The sequence below is a fragment of the Streptomyces sp. NPDC005925 genome (assembly GCF_040638805.1).
GTDB lineage: Bacteria > Actinomycetota > Actinomycetes > Streptomycetales > Streptomycetaceae > Streptomyces.
Window position 1 is genome coordinate 151,779 of sequence record NZ_JBEXVL010000010.1, and the last position, 18,643, is coordinate 170,421.

Here is an 18,643-nt window from a genome sequence, read left to right on the forward strand (position 1 = left end):
GGGAGCGAAGGACTGCGGGGACGACGGGCGCGACGTGACGGCGCGAGGAGAACGTGCAGGGGTCACGGACCGGTCACCACCCCGCCGAGGCGGGCGGCTCCCGCCGACCCGAGCCCCGCACCGCCGACGCTGAAGCTGACCGCCCCGGTCGCCGTGACGGACGTGGCCGAGCCGCGCAGGGACCACACGGAGCCGGCGCCGTCGTTCTCGCCCGGAGCGCCGATCAGCAGGTCGGCGCAGCCGTCCTTGTCGGTGTCGACGAGCCGCACGGCGCTGCCGAACGCGTCGCCCGCCTCCGATGTGCCGGGGACGCCGCCGCTGTTCTGCGTCCAGGCGCGGGCGTGGGCGGCGTCCAGGAGGCCGCTGGTGCCTCGTACGGCCGTGACGGCTCCGGTGCCGGTGTTCTCCCCCGGCGCGCCGACCACCAGGTCGGCCCGCCCGTCCTTGTCGGTGTCGCCGATCGCGACAGAGGCGCCGAAGCGGTCGCCCGCCTCACCGGCTCCGGGCACCCCCGCGGTGTCCTGGTCGATGATCTGGACGCGGCTCGGGGAGCCGCCGTACGCGGCGTCGTAGTAGACGGTGACCCGGCCGCCGAGCGAGGTGCCGGGGCTCTGCGCGGGGTCCTCCGGGTCGCCCACCACGAGGTCGGGGGAGCCGTTGCCGTCCAGGTTCCCGACGGCGGAGACCGTGCCGGCGGGAAGGGCGGTGTCCTCGAAGCCGCCGGGGGTGACGAGCCAGGTGCCGGGGTCGTCGCCCTGTCCGTCGTACCCCCAGCCGTCGTCCGAGACGCCGCGGCCGTGGATCATCAGCCGGTCGCTGTCGGTGTTCGGGAGATCGACCGTGGTCAGGGCGACGATGCCGTGCTCGGGGTTGAAAAGGGTACCGGTGCCGCTGGTGCCGGACTGCGCGGACAGGTCCGCCGGCATGAAGGTCACCTCCCCGTCATTGGCGCCGATGGCGATCGACAGCTTCCCCTCGTTCACCGGGTTGAGGGAGTTGTGGGTGCCCACGGCCAGCGTCCTGCCGTAGGCGTCGTGGGAGGACGGCCAGGGGTCTGCGACCGTCTTCGCCTTCGTCGGGCCGGAGGCGGTGCCCCACACGACCGTGACCGACCCGCCGCCCACGTCCCCGTAGACCTCCTCGCCCGGGGCGCCCACGACCATGTCGCCGTACCCGTCGGCGTTCAGGTCGTGCACGACGACGGCAGCGCCGAAGCGGTCGCCCGCCTCGGCGCTGCCCGGGACACCGGTGGAGTCCTGCGTCACGACGGTGCGTCTGGTCGTGTCGATGCCACGGGCCGTGCCGTACATGACGACCACGGCACCGGCCCCCGCCCGGCCCGCGACCGTGGCGTCCGGCGCCGAGACGACGACGTCGCGGTAGCCGTCCTTGTTGATGTCGCCCGGAGTGCCGGTGGCGCCATGGGCCGCTGCTGCCGTCAGCGGAGTAAGGCCCGAGGCGAGCATGACAGCGGACGTCAACAAGGTGCGTGTGCGCACGAGGCTCCTCCAGAGAGCGCGGCGGGGCGAAAGCACACAGGAGACCACCGGGGAGGGCAAAGAGTTGTACGGGAATCGAACCCATTTACGAGACGGTCGGCGGCGTCGTCCGGACCTCCGACGCCGCGCCCCCGGCCCTCCGTAAGGGGTGCGGGCGCGGGCATCCGTACGGAGGGGCGAGCGGGTCGAGGAGCTCAACCGGAACGCTCTGCCGAGGCCGGCCGGGGAGCCGGTGAGCGTGCTGTCCTCGCCGGGCGTCCCCGCCCGCTTCGGTCGCCCCGCACGCCCGGCCGGCATCCCCATGCCCCGACGGCCCGACGGCGCGTGCGTCAGATGACGCCCTGCGCGAGCATCGCGTCCGCCACCCGCTCGAAGCCCGCGATGTTCGCGCCGGTCACGTAGTCGCCCGGGGCGCCGTAGCGCGCGGCGGTCTCGGCGCAGGTGGTGTGCACGTCGGTCATGATGCGGGCCAGCTCGTTCTCGACCCGGTCGGCCTTCCACGACGTACGCGAGGCGTTCTGCGTCATCTCGAGCGCGCTGACCGCTACGCCCCCCGCGTTGGCCGCCTTGCCGGGGCCGAAGGCGACCCCCGCCTGCTGGAAGAGCTGGACCGCCTGCGGGGTCGTCGGCATGTTCGCGCCCTCCGAGACCGCCCTCACGCCATTGCGGATCAGCATGGCCGCGTCGTCCGCGTTCAGTTCGTTCTGGGTGGCCGACGGGAGGGCCACGTCGGCCGGGACCTCCCAGACCCGGCCGCCGGGGACGAAGCGGGCCGAGGCGCCGCGCCGTTCGGCGTACGTGCTCACCCGGCCGCGTTCCACTTCCTTGATCCGGCGGAGCAGGGCCAGGTCGATGCCCTTCTCGTCCACCACGTAGCCCGTCGAGTCCGAGCAGGTCACCGGGGTGGCGCCCAGGGCCGCCAGCTTCTCGATCGTGTGGATCGCCACGTTCCCGGACCCCGAGACGACCACCGTCCGGCCCTCCAGGTCCTCGCCGCGCTCGCGCAGCATCGCCTCCACGAAGAGGACGTTGCCGTACCCGGTGGCCTCCGGGCGGATGAGGGAGCCGCCCCAGCCGGCGTGCTTGCCGGTGAGTACGCCGCCCTCCCAGCGGTTGGTGATCCGCCGGTACTGGCCGAAGAGGTAGCCGATCTCACGGCCGCCCACGCCGATGTCGCCCGCGGGCACGTCGGTGTACTCGCCGATGTGCCGGTACAGCTCCGTCATGAAGGACTGGCAGAAGCGCATGACCTCGCCGTCGCTGCGGCCCTGCGGGTCGAAGTCGCTGCCGCCCTTGCCGCCGCCGATGCCGAGCCCGGTCAGGGCGTTCTTGAAGACCTGCTCGAACCCGAGGAACTTGATGATGCCGAGGTTCACGGAGGGGTGGAAGCGCAGGCCGCCCTTGTACGGGCCGAGCGCGCTGTTGAACTCGATCCGGAAGCCCCGGTTGACGTGGACCCGGCCCCGGTCGTCCGTCCACGGCACCCGGAAGATGATCTGCCGTTCCGGCTCGATCAGCCGCTCCAGCAGGCCCGGCTCGGCGTACTCGGGTCGCGCCGCGAGGACCCGCGCGAGGCTCTCCAGCACCTCGCTCGCCGCCTGGTGGAACTCGGGCTCGGCGGGGTTGCGGCGCTGCAGTTCGGTGCGCAGGAAGTCGAGGGCGGCCTTGGTGTCGGGGCGTGAGGTCACGGGGTCCCTTTCTGGCGCGGGGGTGTCTGGGCCGACCAGATGTCGGAATGTGGGTGCGGCAGTCTCTATACCCGCATCGTGATCCGGATCAATGGGCTCACGTGAAGCTTCCGTGACTTCCGACTTCGTGACGCAGGTCGACACGGCCTGCCCCTCGGCGACGCCGAACAGGGCTGATCGGCGGCGCCCCACGCATGACCCGTGGGGTGCGGGCAGCACGGGGAAGGGGCTCGGCCACCGACGCTGTCGCCGTCCGCCCGCACCATCGGGTAGACGAACGTGTAGTCCGCGTGCGCCTTCACCTCGCCCCGCCGGCCGGCGGCGACGGTCATGTGCCCCCGCACCTTGATCACGTCGCCGGCGAGCCGTGCCTCGTGCGGGTCGAACCCGGCTGAACAGCATGATCGGATCGTTCTCCCGCGTCGGTTCGCGCAGCGCCCGCCGCAGATCGGGCAGCAGGCCGGGCTGCTTCGGATCCAGGAGGTCCAGCGCCCGCTGCGGCGTAACGCCCCGCAGCACCTTCTGGTCCAGGTTGCCAGCCACCAGGAACTCCTTGGCCCGGCGCAGGCCGCGCGCGACGTCCGCCCCGCTCAGACCGGCCAGTGGCCCGGCGTCGGGCAGTTCGACGGCGTCCGCCCCGTCCGCTCCGGCGGGCTGCCGCCTCCTCCTGCTCCCGCAGCCGCCGCGTCACCATCCGAGCCCGTGCCGACGGTTCCTCGGCGCGTCCGCTCCCCCGCCCTCCGCGGCCTCCCGCAGAAACGCCGCCAACCGCGTCGGTCAGCGCGGACTCCGCCTCCGGACGGCTGTCCATGTACCCGTCCGGTTGCCCTGGCAACTCCCCCGGACGTTCACCGGGCTGTTCGGGGTGCCGGCGGGTACTCACGGGCGCTGCGCTCACTTTCGACGGTGGGGCGAATTCTCCGGACGGTCAGGCTCCCGCCCCAGTTCGAAGGGTGTACCGGATCATGTGAAAGTCGACGGAAAGTCAACGACAGCGCGCGGGTGAACCCTTGGTAAGACCGGGACCGCGGGCGGGCCCTGTCCTCCCCGGCTCCACCGGTCCCTGGCCGCCCCCGGCCCGCGGGTGGGCCGCGCGCCCCTCGCCCCATACTCTGCCGATCATGACCCGCACGACACCGCCCCGCCCTCTCGACGTCACCGCGCAGTTCCCCGAACTCGCGCCGCTGGCCCGTACCACCGTCCGGCTGCATCCCCGGGCCGGCAGCCCGACCGCGGCCGACAGCTCGATCGGCGGTCCGCTGCTGTGGCCGGCCGACGAGCCCTGGCCGGTCTGCCCCGACCACGGCGAGCCCTGGCAGCGCGGTCGCGTGCCCGGGGAGATCCGGCAGCGCCGCGGCATCCTCGCCGCGGCGTGGTCCCGCCCCCGCCCGGCCGGCGCCGACCTGCTGACCCCCGAGGAACGCGAGGTGGTGGAGCGTGCCGTGCGGGACCGCCGCGTTCCGGTCGAGGGCCCCTCCCCGCTGATCCCCGTGGCCCAGCTGTACGCCAGGGACGTCCCGGGCCTGCTCCGCCCCGACGGCACCGACCTGCTCCAGGTCCTGTGGTGCCCGTTCGACCACGTCCGCGACTACCTCCCGCGCACCGAGTTGCGCTGGCGCACCGCCGCCGACGTCACGACGGCGCTGGACGACGCCCCGCAGCCGCCGGTCGTCGGCAACGACGACTACCTGCCCGAGCCCTGTGTCCTGCACCCGGAGCCGGTCACCGAGTACCCGGCCCCGCACGAGCTCCCCCGGGAACTGGCCGACCGCATCCGTGCCTGGACCGCGCGGCTGGCCCTGGAGTACCAGTTCGACCTCGGTGTGGCGCCCGGCTGCAAGGTCGGCGGGCACGCCCCGTGGAGCTTCTCCGACCCGTACCCGATGACCTGCGCCGAGTGCGGCGGCGAGGTCCGGCCGCTGCTCACCGTCGACGGCAGCGAATGGGACGGCGGCAGCGGAAGCTGGTGCCCGGTCGAGGACGCCGGCACGGAGCCGGCCCAGGACACCCACCTCACCATCGGCCGCGGCTACCGCCTCCAGCTCTACGTGTGCACCACCTCGTACGACCATCCGCACGTCCAGAACATGCAGTAGCCCCCGGACGGCGGTCCGACCAGCCGGCCAGGGCATGCGAAAAGGCCCGCACGACCGAAGTCGTGCGGGCCCTTCCCGGTGCTCGCTGGAGCTACCAGGTCAGATCAGCAAGCTCACTTGTTGATCTTGGTGACCTGGCCGGCGCCCACGGTCCGGCCACCCTCGCGGATGGCGAACTTCAGGCCCTCTTCCATGGCGATGGGCTGGATGAGCTCCACCTTCATCTCGGTGTTGTCACCCGGCATGACCATCTCGGTGCCCTCGGGGAGGGTCACCACGCCGGTCACGTCCGTCGTACGGAAGTAGAACTGCGGGCGGTAGTTGTTGAAGAACGGCGTGTGGCGGCCACCCTCGTCCTTGGACAGGATGTAGGCCTGGGCCTCGAACTCGGTGTGCGGCGTGACCGAACCGGGCTTGATGATGACCTGGCCGCGCTCGACGTCCTCGCGCTTGATGCCACGGAGGAGCAGACCGACGTTCTCACCGGCCTGGCCCTCGTCGAGCAGCTTGCGGAACATCTCGATGCCGGTGACCGTGGTGGTGGTCTTCTCGGTCTTGATGCCGACGATGTCGACGGTCTCGTTGACCTTGAGGACACCACGCTCGATACGGCCGGTGACGACCGTACCGCGACCGGTGATCGTGAAGACGTCCTCGATCGGCATCAGGAACGGCTTGTCGACGTCACGCTCGGGCTGCGGGATGCTCTCGTCCACGGCCTTCATCAGCTCGAGGACGGAGTTGCCCCACTCCTTGTCGCCCTCGAGGGCCTTGAGCGCCGAGACCTTGACGACCGGCAGGTCGTCGCCCGGGAACTCGTACTCGGAGAGCAGCTCACGAACCTCGAGCTCGACGAGCTCCAGGATCTCCTCGTCGTCCACCATGTCGGCCTTGTTCAGGGCGACGACGATGTACGGAACGCCGACCTGGCGGGCCAGGAGCACGTGCTCCTTGGTCTGCGGCATCGGGCCGTCGGTGGCGGCGACCACGAGGATGGCGCCGTCCATCTGCGCCGCACCCGTGATCATGTTCTTGATGTAGTCCGCGTGACCGGGGCAGTCGACGTGGGCGTAGTGACGCGTCTCGGTCTGGTACTCGACGTGCGCGATGGAGATGGTGATACCGCGCTGGCGCTCCTCAGGAGCCTTGTCGATCTGGTCGAAGGCCGAGGCCTCGTTCAGGTCCGGGTACGCGTCGTGCAGCACCTTGGTAATGGCGGCCGTGAGGGTCGTCTTACCGTGGTCGATGTGACCGATGGTGCCGATGTTGACGTGCGGCTTAGTCCGCTCGAACTTCGCCTTCGCCACTGGGGTCCTCCTGGGAGTGGTTCTGGTACGCCTTACTCATCGGCGCCAGGTGATCTTTGCTGGAATGCCCGGGCCCGTGGGCATTCTCGCCGATTACGGCGGGAATGCCCCTCGAGGCTCCGGAGTCAAGCCTACGGCGTGTAGACGCGGTGCGTTACTCGCCCTTGGCCTTCGCGATGATCTCCTCGGCGACGTTCCGCGGAACCTCGGCGTAGGAGTCGAACTGCATCGAGTAGCTTGCGCGACCCGACGTCTTGCTGCGGAGGTCGCCGACGTAGCCGAACATCTCCGAGAGGGGCACGAGGCCCTTCACGACGCGGGCACCCGCCCGCTCCTCCATGGCCTGGATCTGGCCACGGCGGGAGTTGATGTCGCCGATGACGTCACCCATGTAGTCCTCGGGCGTGGTGACCTCGACGGCCATCATCGGCTCGAGGAGCACGGGTGAAGCCCTGCGCGCGGCCTCCTTGAAGGCCTGCGAACCGGCGATCTTGAACGCGAGCTCGGAGGAGTCCACCTCGTGGTAGGCACCGTCGATGAGCGTCACGCGCACACCGGTCATCTCGTAACCGGCGAGGATGCCGAACTGCATGGCCTCCTGCGCACCGGCGTCGACCGAAGGGATGTACTCCTTCGGGATACGGCCACCGGTGACCTTGTTGACGAACTCGTACGAGGCGTCGCCGCCCTCGATCGGCTCGATCGCGATGATCACGCGAGCGAACTGGCCGGTGCCACCCGTCTGCTTCTTGTGGGTGAACTCGACCTTCTCGACCGACTTGCGGATCGTCTCACGGTAGGCGACCTGCGGCTTGCCGACGTTGGCCTCGACCTTGAACTCACGGCGCATGCGGTCGACCAGCACCTCGAGGTGCAGCTCGCCCATGCCGCCGATGATGGTCTGGCCGGTCTCCTCGTCCGAGTGGACCTGGAAGGAGGGGTCCTCCTCCGCGAGACGCTGGATGGCGACACCCAGCTTCTCCTGGTCACCCTTGGACTTGGGCTCGATGGCGACCTGGATGACCGGCGCCGGGAAGTCCATGGACTCCAGGATCACCGGGTTCTTGTCGTCGGACAGCGTCTCACCGGTGGTGGTCTGCTTCAGGCCCATGACGGCGACGATGTCACCGGCGCCCACCGACTCGATCTCCTCACGCTTGTTGGCGTGCATGCGGTAGATCTTGCCGATGCGCTCCTTCTTGCCCTTCACGGAGTTCAGCACCTGGGTGCCGGACTCCAGACGGCCGGAGTACACGCGGACGAAGGTGAGCTTGCCGAGGTGCGGGTCGCTCATGATCTTGAACGCGAGCGCGGCGAGGGGCTCCTCGTCCGACGGCTTGCGCATGACGGCCTTCTCCGGGTCCTTGACGTCGTGGCCCTCGATGGCCTCGACGTCGAGCGGAGAGGGCAGGTAGCGCACGACCGCGTCGAGCAGGGGCTGCACGCCCTTGTTCTTGAACGCGGTACCGCAGAACACCGGGGTGACGGTGATGCCGTCGCTCTTGCCGGACGCGATGGTGATACGACGGATCGCCGCGTAGAGCTGCTCCACGGTGGGCTCGGTGCCCTCCAGGTACAGCTCCATCAGCTCCTCGTCGTTCTCGGCCACGGCCTCGAGCAGCTTGCCGCGGTACTCCTCGGCAGCCTCGGCGTGCGTGTCCGGGATGTCGACGATGTCGTACATCTCGCCCTTGGTGGCCTCGGCGGACCAGACAAAGGCCTTCATCGTCACGAGGTCGACGACGCCCTTGAAGTCGGCCTCGGCACCGATGGGCAGCTGCATGACGAGCGGCTGCGCACCCAGGCGGTCGGAGATCATGTCGACGCAGCGGTGGAACTCGGCACCGGTCCGGTCGAGCTTGTTGACGAAGCAGATACGCGGAACGCCGTAGCGGTCCGCCTGACGCCACACCGTCTCGGACTGGGGCTCGACGCCGGCGACGCCGTCGAACACCGTCACGGCACCGTCGAGTACGCGCAGCGAACGCTCCACCTCGACGGTGAAGTCGACGTGGCCCGGCGTGTCGATGATGTTGATGGTGTGGTCGACGTCTTCCAGCGGCCAGTGGCAGGTGGTGGCAGCAGAGGTGATCGTGATGCCACGCTCCTGCTCCTGCTCCATCCAGTCCATGGTGGCAGCGCCGTCGTGGACCTCACCGATCTTGTAGGAAACGCCGGTGTAGAACAGGATCCGCTCGGTGGTGGTCGTCTTGCCCGCGTCGATGTGGGCCATGATGCCGATGTTGCGCACCTTGGCCAGGTCAAGCGAAGTGGTAGCCATAAGGCTTTCGTCTTCTCTCGGTCTCGATGGGGTCTGCGACTACCAGCGGTAGTGCGCGAAGGCCTTGTTGGACTCGGCCATCTTGTGCGTGTCCTCGCGCTTCTTCACAGCGGCACCGAGGCCGTTGGAGGCGTCGAGGAGCTCGTTGAGCAGACGCTCGGTCATGGTCTTCTCGCGGCGGGCGCGGGAGTACCCGACGAGCCAGCGCAGCGCGAGCGTGTTGGCGCGACCGGGCTTGACCTCGATCGGCACCTGGTAGGTGGCGCCACCGACACGGCGGGACTTGACCTCGAGGGTCGGCTTGATGTTCTCGAGCGCGCGCTTCAGCGTGATGATCGGGTCGTTGCCCGTCTTCTCACGCAGACCCTCCATGGCGCCGTAGACGATGCGCTCGGCGGTGGAGCGCTTGCCGTTCAGCAGCACCTTGTTGATGAGGGAGGTCACCAGAGGAGAACCGTAGACCGGGTCGATGATGACCGGGCGCTTCGGGGCGGGGCCCTTACGAGGCATTCTTACTTCTCCTTCTTGGCGCCGTAGCGGCTGCGGGCCTGCTTGCGGTTCTTGACACCCTGGGTGTCGAGCGAGCCACGGATGATCTTGTAGCGAACACCCGGCAGGTCCTTCACACGGCCGCCGCGCACGAGCACGATGGAGTGCTCCTGCAGGTTGTGTCCCTCACCCGGAATGTAAGCGGTGACCTCGATCCCGCTGGTCAGACGCACACGCGCGACCTTACGCAGGGCCGAGTTCGGCTTCTTCGGGGTGGTCGTGAACACACGCGTGCAGACGCCCCGACGCTGAGGGGAACCCTCGAGTGCGGGCGTCTTGTTCTTCTCGACCTTGTCCTGCCGGCCCTTCCGGACCAGCTGCTGGATCGTAGGCACTACTTCTCCGGTTTCTGTGTGCCGAATGGTGAAGCTAACCTGGAACATCGCCGACCCACGCGGTCGGGTGTGTCGAATCCAGCAGACTCCCGCCGCAGCGACGGGAAGGGCGCAGATTACGGTGGCCGCTCTCGGACCCTGTGCGGTTCAAAAGGCACACACGAGGGCCAGGGCACACCCCAGGCACAAGGTCTGAGCGTACCTACCTCATTGGCTGTGGTCAAAACAAATGGGCTCCGCCCACCCCGCCGGACGAAGCATGTCAAGACCCCATGCCCTTGATGATCTTCGATTCCGTCAGCCGGACGACTCCACGAGCACCGCCACCAGCCCGATCAGGCCCGCGATGAGCACCCAGGCCGCCACGGACAGCCACCCCAGCACCAGCCCGGTGATCGCGAAGCCGTCGCCGCTCTCGCCGGTGCGGCGGATCTCCGACTGGGCCTGGTGGCCGAGGATCACCGCGGGCAGACCCGTCAGCCCCCCGGTGACCACGCACAGGATGCCGCAGACCATCGACGCGATCGCCTTGCCGTTGGTCTTCTGCTGCGCCGCCGGCAGGAACGTCCGCGGCACGGGGCCCGCCGCGGCCACCGGCTGCGGCACGGGCCCCTGCGGCAGGTCCGCGACCAGCACGGCCAGCTCGGCCACCGTTCGGGCCTGGTACGCCCGCGCGACGCGCTTCTCGAACTCGGGGTGGTCCAGCCGCCCCTCCGCGTACCCCGCGCGCAGCACGTCCACGGCCCGCTCCCGGTCCGCGTGCGCCGCGAGCATCGGCGGCCCGCCCGGCCCTTGCGACGGGCCGCCCTGCCACGGTGTCGGGTACGACACGGGTGCCTCCCGGGGCCGTTGACTGCTCTCGAAGACTCGAACGCCTCATACCCCTGGTTCGGTTCCGCGCATCCCCCGAACACCGCCGTCCGTGACAGCCCTGTCACACACCGGGCCATACCGAACCGTATCGCGGAGCGAGCGCTTTCCACCGGCCGCAACGGCCGGTTGCCGCTCGTTTCCTGCGATGCGTGGACCGCGGCCGCCGACACGCCGAGGGGCGGCCACCCCCACGGGAGTGACCGCCCCTCAGTCGTTCAGACGTACCTACGCCTCACTGGTTGTACGGACCGTAGTCGTAGTCCTCCAGCGGTACGGCCTGGCCGGAGCCCGTGCCGAACGGCGAGTAGTCGATGTCGTCGTAGCCGACGGCCGAGTACATCGCGGCCTTGGCCTCCTCGGTCGGCTCGACCCGGATGTTGCGGTAGCGGGACAGGCCCGTACCGGCCGGGATGAGCTTGCCGATGATGACGTTCTCCTTGAGGCCGATGAGGCTGTCGGACTTGGCGTTGATCGCCGCGTCCGTCAGGACTCGGGTCGTCTCCTGGAAGGAGGCGGCCGACAGCCAGGATTCCGTCGCCAGCGAGGCCTTGGTGATACCCATCAGCTGCGGACGACCGGAGGCCGGGTGACCGCCCTCCTGGACCACACGACGGTTCTCGGTCTCGAACTTCGAACGCTCGACCAGCTCGCCGGGCAGCAGCTCGGCGTCGCCGGACTCGATGATCGTCACGCGGCGCAGCATCTGCCGGATGATGATCTCGATGTGCTTGTCGTGGATCGACACACCCTGCGAGTTGTAGACCTTCTGGACCTCGCCGACCAGGTGGACCTGGACGGCACGCTGACCCAGGATGCGCAGCACGTCGTGCGGGTTGGTGGCACCCACGGTGAGCTTCTGGCCCACCTCGACGTGCTCGCCCTCGCCGACCAGGAGACGGGCGCGCTTGGAGATCGGGAACGCCGTCTCGTCGCTGCCGTCGTCCGGGGTGACGACGAGCTTCTTGGTCTTCTCGGTCTCCTCGATCCGCACGCGGCCGGAGGCCTCGGAGATCGGGGCGACACCCTTCGGGGTACGGGCCTCGAAGAGCTCGACGACACGCGGCAGACCCTGGGTGATGTCGTCACCGGCCACACCACCGGTGTGGAAGGTACGCATCGTCAGCTGGGTGCCGGGCTCACCGATGGACTGGGCGGCGATGATGCCGACCGCCTCACCGATGTCGACCAGCTTGCCGGTGGCCAGCGAGCGGCCGTAGCACATGGCGCAGGTGCCGACGGCGGACTCGCAGGTCAGGACCGAGCGGGTCTTGACCGTCTGGACGCCGTGCTTGACGAGCTCGTCGATGAGGACGTCGCCCAGGTCGGTGCCGGCCGGGGCCAGCACCTTGCCCTCGACCACGATGTCCTCGGCGAGGCAGCGCGCGTACACGGACGTCTCGACGTTGTCCGCCTTGCGCAGCACGCCGTCGGCGCCGCGCTCGGCGATGTCGAGCTTGAGGCCGCGGTCGGTGCCGCAGTCCTCCTCGCGGATGATGACGTCCTGGGAGACGTCGACCAGACGACGGGTGAGGTAACCCGAGTCGGCGGTCCGCAGGGCGGTGTCCGCCAGACCCTTACGGGCACCGTGCGTGGAGATGAAGTACTCCAGCACGGACAGGCCCTCACGGAACGACGCCTTGATCGGACGCGGGATCGTCTCGTTCTTCGCGTTCGACACCAGACCACGCATACCGGCGATCTGACGCATCTGCATCATGTTGCCTCGTGCACCCGAGTTCACCATCATGAAGATCGGGTTGGTCTTCGGGAAGTTCTCGTTCATCGCCTCGGCGACCTCGTTGGTCGCCTTGGTCCAGATCGCGATGAGCTCCTGCGTGCGCTCGTCCTTGGTGATCAGACCGCGCTCGTACTGCTTCTGGACCTTCTCGTCCTGCGCCTCGTACCCCTTGACGATCTCCTTCTTCGCCTCGGGGACGACGACGTCGGAGATGGCCACGGTGACGCCGGAACGGGTCGCCCAGTAGAAGCCGGCCGCCTTCAGGTTGTCGAGCGTCGCCGCCACGATGACCTTCGGGTAGCGCTCGGCGAGGTCGTTGACGATCTCGGAGAGCTGCTTCTTGCCGACCTCGTAGTCGACGAACGGGTAGTCCTCGGGCAGCAGCTCGTTGAAGAGCGCGCGGCCCAGCGTGGTGTTCAGCCGGAAGGTGTCACCCTGCTGCCACTCCGGCTCGCCCTCCTCGCGCGCCGGCGGCATCCATCCGCGCGGCGGGATGGTGCCCACCGGGAAGCGGATGTCGATCTTCGACTGGAGCGACAGGTCGCCCGCGTCGAAGGCCATGATCGCCTCGGCGACGGAGGCGAAGGAACGGCCCTCGCCCTTGAGGTCGCGCATCTCGCCGTCGGTGGTGAGGAAGAACAGACCGAGGACCATGTCCTGGGTCGGCATCGTCACCGGACGGCCGTCGGCGGGCTTGAGGATGTTGTTCGAGGACAGCATCAGGATGCGTGCCTCGGCCTGCGCCTCCGCGGAGAGCGGCAGGTGGACGGCCATCTGGTCACCGTCGAAGTCCGCGTTGAACGCGGTGCAGACGAGCGGGTGGATCTGGATGGCCTTGCCCTCGACCAGCTGCGGTTCGAAGGCCTGGATGCCGAGGCGGTGCAGCGTGGGCGCGCGGTTCAGCAGAACCGGGTGCTCCGCGATGACCTCTTCCAGCACGTCGTACACGACCGTACGGCCGCGCTCGACCATGCGCTTGGCGCTCTTGATGTTCTGCGCGTGGTTCAGGTCGACCAGGCGCTTCATCACGAACGGCTTGAAGAGCTCCAGCGCCATGGCCTTGGGCAGGCCGCACTGGTGCAGCTTCAGCTGCGGGCCGACGACGATGACGGAACGCGCCGAGTAGTCGACGCGCTTGCCGAGCAGGTTCTGACGGAAGCGGCCCTGCTTGCCCTTGAGCATGTCGGACAGCGACTTCAGGGGGCGGTTGCCGGGACCGGTGACCGGGCGACCACGACGGCCGTTGTCGAAGAGCGCGTCGACGGCCTCCTGGAGCATGCGCTTCTCGTTGTTCACGATGATCTCGGGCGCGCCGAGGTCGAGAAGCCGCTTCAGGCGGTTGTTGCGGTTGATCACGCGGCGGTACAGGTCGTTCAGGTCGGAGGTCGCGAAGCGGCCACCGTCCAGCTGCACCATCGGACGCAGGTCCGGCGGGATGACCGGCACGCAGTCGAGCACCATGCCCTTGGGGCTGTTGCTGGTCTGCAGGAACGCGGAGACGACCTTGAGGCGCTTGAGCGCACGGGTCTTCTTCTGGCCCTTGCCGGTCCGGATGATCTCGCGGAGACGCTCGGCCTCCTCGTCGAGGTCGAAGGACTCCAGGCGCTTCTGCAGCGCCGCGGCACCCATCGAGCCGTCGAAGTACGTGCCGAAGCGGTCGCGCAGTTCGCGGTAGAGCAGCTCGTCACCCTCCAGGTCCTGGACCTTGAGGTTCTTGAAGCGGTTCCACACCTCGTCGAGCCGGTCGATCTCGCGCTGGGCGCGGTCGCGCAGCTGCTTCATCTCGCGCTCGGCACCCTCGCGCACCTTGCGGCGCACGTCGGCCTTGGCACCCTCGGCCTCGAGCTCGGCCAGGTCGGTCTCAAGCTTCTTGGCGCGGGCCTCGAGGTCGGCGTCGCGGCGGTTCTCGATCTGCTGGCGCTCGACGGAGACGTGGGCCTCCAGCGAGGGCAGGTCGCGGGTGCGGCGCTCCTCGTCGACGTACGTGATCATGTACGCCGCGAAGTAGATGACCTTCTCCAGGTCCTTCGGGGCGAGGTCGAGCAGGTAGCCCAGCCGCGACGGCACACCCTTGAAGTACCAGATGTGGGTGACGGGAGCGGCAAGCTCGATGTGGCCCATCCGCTCACGGCGCACCTTGGCGCGGGTGACCTCGACGCCACACCGCTCGCAGATGATGCCCTTGAAGCGGACGCGCTTGTACTTGCCGCAGTAGCACTCCCAGTCCCGGGTCGGACCGAAGATCTTCTCGCAGAAGAGTCCGTCCTTTTCGGGCTTGAGCGTGCGGTAGTTGATCGTCTCGGGCTTCTTGACCTCGCCGTGGCTCCACTGACGGATGTCGTCAGCGGTGGCCAGACCGATCCGGAGCTCGTCGAAGAAGTTGACGTCGAGCACTATGCGTCAATCCCTCTCAGGGTTGTAAGTCATGGGGTCTGATACGGGGGTCCTGGGGCCGGCCGGGCTCATGTCGAGCCCGGCCGAACTCCCGTCAGACCTCTTCGACGCTGCTCGGCTCGCGCCGGGACAGGTCGATGCCAAGCTCCTCCGCAGCGCGGAAGACGTCCTCGTCGGTGTCGCGCATCTCGATGGACATGCCGTCCGAGGACAGCACCTCCACGTTGAGGCACAGGGACTGCATCTCCTTGATGAGCACCTTGAAGGACTCGGGGATGCCGGGCTCAGGGATGTTCTCGCCCTTGACGATGGCCTCGTAGACCTTCACGCGGCCGGTGACGTCGTCGGACTTGATGGTCAGGAGCTCCTGGAGGGCGTACGCGGCGCCGTAAGCCTCCAGCGCCCACACCTCCATCTCACCGAAGCGCTGGCCACCGAACTGGGCCTTACCACCCAGCGGCTGCTGGGTGATCATGCTGTACGGGCCGGTCGAGCGGGCGTGCAGCTTGTCGTCCACCAGGTGGTGGAGCTTGAGGATGTACATGTAACCGATCGAGATCGGGTCCGGGAACGGCTCACCCGACCGGCCGTCGAACAGCCGCGCCTTGCCGGACGGGAGGACCATGCGGTCGCCGTCGCGGTTCGGGACGGTGTGCTCCAGCAGACCGGTGAGCTCGTCCTCGCGGGCACCGTCGAAGACCGGGGTGGCCACGTTGGTCCGCGGGTCGACCTTGTCGGCGCCGATGACCTGGAGCCGCTCGGCCCACTCGTCGGCGAGGCCGGAGACGTCCCAGCCCTGGCTGGCGAGCCAGCCGAGGTGGATCTCCAGGACCTGCCCCGGGTTCATTCGGGACGGCACACCCAGCGGGTTGAGGATGATGTCGACCGGGGTGCCGTCCTCGAGGAACGGCATGTCCTCGATCGGCAGGATCTTGGAGATGACGCCCTTGTTGCCGTGACGGCCGGCGAGCTTGTCACCGTCCGTGATCTTGCGCTTCTGCGCGACATACACACGGACCAGCTGGTTGACGCCGGGCGGCAGCTCGTCGCCTTCCTCGCGGTCGAAGACGCGGACGCCGATGACCTTGCCGATCTCGCCGTGCGGCACCTTCAGCGAGGTGTCTCGGACCTCACGGGCCTTCTCACCGAAGATCGCGCGCAGCAGGCGCTCTTCCGGCGTCAGCTCGGTCTCACCCTTGGGCGTGACCTTGCCGACGAGGATGTCGCCGGCGACGACCTCGGCACCGATGCGGATGATGCCGCGCTCGTCGAGGTCGGCGAGGACCTCCTCGGAGACGTTCGGGATGTCCCGGGTGATCTCCTCGGGGCCGAGCTTGGTGTCACGGGCGTCGACCTCGTGCTCCTCGATGTGGATCGAGGAGAGGACGTCGTCCTGCACGAGGCGCTGCGACAGGATGATCGCGTCCTCGTAGTTGTGACCCTCCCACGGCATGAACGCGACCAGCAGGTTCTTACCGAGGGCCATCTCGCCGTTCTGCGTGGCGGGACCGTCGGCGAGGACCTGACCGGTGATGATCCGGTCGCCCTCGTTGACGATGACCTTCTGGTTGACCGAGGTGCCCTGGTTGGAGCGCGAGAACTTCGCCAGGCGGTACGTGATGTACGTGCCGTCGTCGTTGGCGGTGGTGATGTAGTCCGCGGAGACCTCCTGGACCACACCGTCCTTCTCGGCCTTGACCACGTCGCCGGCGTCGACCGCGGAGCGGTACTCCATGCCGGTGCCGACGAGCGGCGCCTCGGACTGGATCAGCGGCACGGCCTGGCGCATCATGTTCGCGCCCATGAGGGCACGGTTGGCGTCGTCGTGCTCGAGGAACGGGATCATGGCGGTCGCGACCGACACCATCTGGCGCGGCGAGACGTCCATGTAGTCGACGTCGTCGCCGGGGACGTAGTCGACCTCGCCGCCACGGCGGCGGACCAGCACGCGGGACTCCTCGAACCGGAAGTCCTCGGAGAGCGGCGCGTTGGCCTGCGCGATGACGAAGCGGTCCTCCTCGTCGGCGGTCAGGTAGTCGACGTCGTCGGTGACGACGCCCTCGACGACCTTGCGGTACGGCGTCTCGATGAAGCCGAACGCGTTGACCCGGCCGTAGGAGGCGAGGGAGCCGATCAGACCGATGTTCGGGCCTTCGGGCGTCTCGATCGGGCACATGCGGCCGTAGTGCGAGGGGTGCACGTCACGGACTTCGAAGCCGGCCCGCTCACGGGAGAGACCACCCGGGCCGAGGGCGTTGAGACGACGCTTGTGCGTCAGGCCCGACAGCGGGTTGTTCTGGTCCATGAACTGCGACAGCTGGCTGGTGCCGAAGAACTCCTTGATGGAGGCGACGACCGGCCGGATGTTGATCAGGGTCTGCGGCGTGATCGCCTCGACGTCCTGGGTGGTCATGCGCTCACGCACGACACGCTCCATACGGGCGAGACCCGTACGGACCTGGTTCTGGATGAGCTCGCCGACGCTGCGGATGCGGCGGTTGCCGAAGTGGTCGATGTCGTCGGTCTCGACGATGATCGAGCGGCCGGACTCGCCGGTCGTCTCGGTCTCACCGGCGTGCAGCTTCACCAGGTACTTGATGGTGGCGATGACGTCGTCGGTGGTGAGCACACCGGCGTCCAGCGGCTCGTCCGCACCGAGCTTCTTGTTCACCTTGTAGCGGCCGACCTTCGCGAGGTCGTAGCGCTTGGGGTTGAAGTAGAGGTTCTCGAGCAGGGTCTGCGCCGCCTCGCGCGTCGGGGGCTCGCCCGGCCGCAGCTTGCGGTAGATGTCGAGCAGCGCGTCGTCCTGGCCCTGGGTGTGGTCCTTCTCCAGGGTGGCGCGCATGGACTCGTACTCGCCGAACTCCTCGAGGATCTGCTCGGTGGTCCAGCCGAGCGCCTTGAGCAGGACGGTGACGGACTGCTTGCGCTTGCGGTCGATGCGGACACCGACCATGTCGCGCTTGTCGATCTCCATCTCCAGCCAGGCACCCCGGGACGGGATGATCTTGGCGGAGAAGATGTCCTTGTCGGACGTCTTGTCGATGGAGGAGTCGAAGTAGACGCCGGGCGAACGGACCAGCTGCGACACGACGACACGCTCGGTGCCGTTGATGACGAAGGTGCCCTTGCCCGTCATGAGCGGGAAGTCGCCCATGAAGACGGTCTGGGACTTGATCTCGCCGGTCTCGTTGTTGGTGAACTCGGCGGTGACGAAGAGGGGAGCCGCGTACGTGAAGTCGCGCTCCTTGCACTCGTCGATGGAGTTCTTCGGCGGCTCGAAGCGGTGGTCGCGGAAAGTCAGCGACATCGACCCGGAGAAGTCCTCGATCGGGGAGATCTCCTCGAAGATCTCCTCCAGACCGGACTTGGTGGGGACGTCCTGACCGTTCTCCAGAGCCTCCTCGACGCGAGCCTTCCAGGCGTCGTTGCCGAGCAGCCAGTCGAAGCTCTCGGTTTGCAGCGCGAGGAGGTTCGGAACCTCGAGGGGCTCCTTGATCTTTGCAAAAGAGATGCGCAGCGGGGCGGTGCTGGCGGCGTTGTTCGTATTCGCGGTCGAGGCGTTGCGCGAGGCGGCCAAGAGGGGGTCCTTCCGAGGGCTCGGACTCACTACGCGCGTACCGGCCCCTCACCGGTGCACAGACAAAGGTCCCAGGTCAGAGACGATCTTTCGTCGGTGCTGAAGCGAGGGCAGACCCCTGGTGACGGGCAGGGGGCAGCTAACAGGCAGCGCAAAGGGTCAGTGTAGCCACTTGGCACACTGATGTCCACTTCGGGTGTGCGAGACCCTCGTTGTTCTCAACTCCTGCGACAAGGCCCTGCCCTCAACGCACGGTGATACTGCCCTCTTCGTCGCCGATCCATGCCTCGGATTCGGATCCTT

Annotated in this window: 10 protein-coding genes and 1 pseudogene; 2 read left to right on the forward strand and 9 right to left on the reverse strand. The window is 68.3% G+C overall.

The genetic code is table 11. The features are described from left to right. Positions 1-62: 62 nt before the first annotated feature. Complete coding sequence (locus ABZ354_RS15295; RefSeq protein WP_358656806.1) at positions 63-1,499, reverse strand: hypothetical protein; 1,437 nt, start codon at positions 1,497-1,499, stop codon at positions 63-65. Between the two features lie 121 nt (positions 1,500-1,620). Between ABZ354_RS15295 and ABZ354_RS15300 the strand changes: the two are divergent. Continuing rightward, positions 1,621-1,836: pseudogene (locus tag ABZ354_RS15300) on the forward strand (hypothetical protein); the annotation flags it as partial. Here ABZ354_RS15300 and gdhA read toward each other — a convergent pair. Continuing rightward, on the reverse strand, positions 1,829-3,187 hold the full coding sequence (gene gdhA, locus ABZ354_RS15305; RefSeq protein WP_358656808.1) for an NADP-specific glutamate dehydrogenase: 1,359 nt from the start codon (positions 3,185-3,187) through the stop codon (positions 1,829-1,831). The pseudogene ABZ354_RS15300 and the gene gdhA overlap by 8 nt on opposite strands. Before the next feature lie 1,121 nt (positions 3,188-4,308). On the opposite strand from gdhA, the gene ABZ354_RS15310 reads away from it, so the two are divergent. Continuing rightward, on the forward strand, positions 4,309-5,283 hold the full coding sequence (locus ABZ354_RS15310) for a hypothetical protein (RefSeq protein ID WP_358656810.1): 975 nt from the start codon (positions 4,309-4,311) through the stop codon (positions 5,281-5,283). Positions 5,284-5,396: 113 nt separating this feature from the next. Here ABZ354_RS15310 and tuf read toward each other — a convergent pair whose 3' ends face one another. The 7 genes from tuf to rpoB all read right to left on the reverse strand — a co-directional run bounded on the left by tuf (position 5,397) and on the right by rpoB (position 18,340). Further along, positions 5,397-6,590 (reverse strand): elongation factor Tu, encoded by a 1,194-nt coding sequence (gene tuf, locus ABZ354_RS15315; protein WP_358656812.1) that lies wholly within the window; start codon positions 6,588-6,590, stop codon positions 5,397-5,399. 154 nt (positions 6,591-6,744) lie between these two features. Then, positions 6,745-8,871 carry an elongation factor G gene (gene fusA / locus ABZ354_RS15320; RefSeq protein ID WP_358656814.1) on the reverse strand — a complete coding sequence of 709 codons (2,127 nt, stop codon included), beginning with the start codon at positions 8,869-8,871 and terminating at the stop codon, positions 6,745-6,747. Positions 8,872-8,910: 39 nt separating this feature from the next. Continuing rightward, positions 8,911-9,381 (reverse strand): 30S ribosomal protein S7, encoded by a 471-nt coding sequence (gene rpsG, locus ABZ354_RS15325; protein WP_003992340.1) that lies wholly within the window; start codon positions 9,379-9,381, stop codon positions 8,911-8,913. Positions 9,382-9,383: 2 nt separating this feature from the next. Continuing rightward, positions 9,384-9,755 (reverse strand): 30S ribosomal protein S12, encoded by a 372-nt coding sequence (rpsL, locus tag ABZ354_RS15330; protein WP_003948652.1) that lies wholly within the window; start codon positions 9,753-9,755, stop codon positions 9,384-9,386. Positions 9,756-10,052: 297 nt separating this feature from the next. Continuing rightward, on the reverse strand, positions 10,053-10,586 hold the full coding sequence (locus tag ABZ354_RS15335) for a DUF1707 and DUF4190 domain-containing protein (protein WP_358656816.1): 534 nt from the start codon (positions 10,584-10,586) through the stop codon (positions 10,053-10,055). 274 nt (positions 10,587-10,860) lie between these two features. Further along, complete coding sequence (locus ABZ354_RS15340; protein WP_358656818.1) at positions 10,861-14,760, reverse strand: DNA-directed RNA polymerase subunit beta'; 3,900 nt, start codon at positions 14,758-14,760, stop codon at positions 10,861-10,863. 94 nt (positions 14,761-14,854) lie between these two features. Then, a complete protein-coding gene (rpoB, locus tag ABZ354_RS15345; protein WP_358656820.1) occupies positions 14,855-18,340 on the reverse strand; it encodes a DNA-directed RNA polymerase subunit beta in 3,486 nt (1,161 codons plus the stop codon). Positions 18,341-18,643 lie beyond the last annotated feature (303 nt).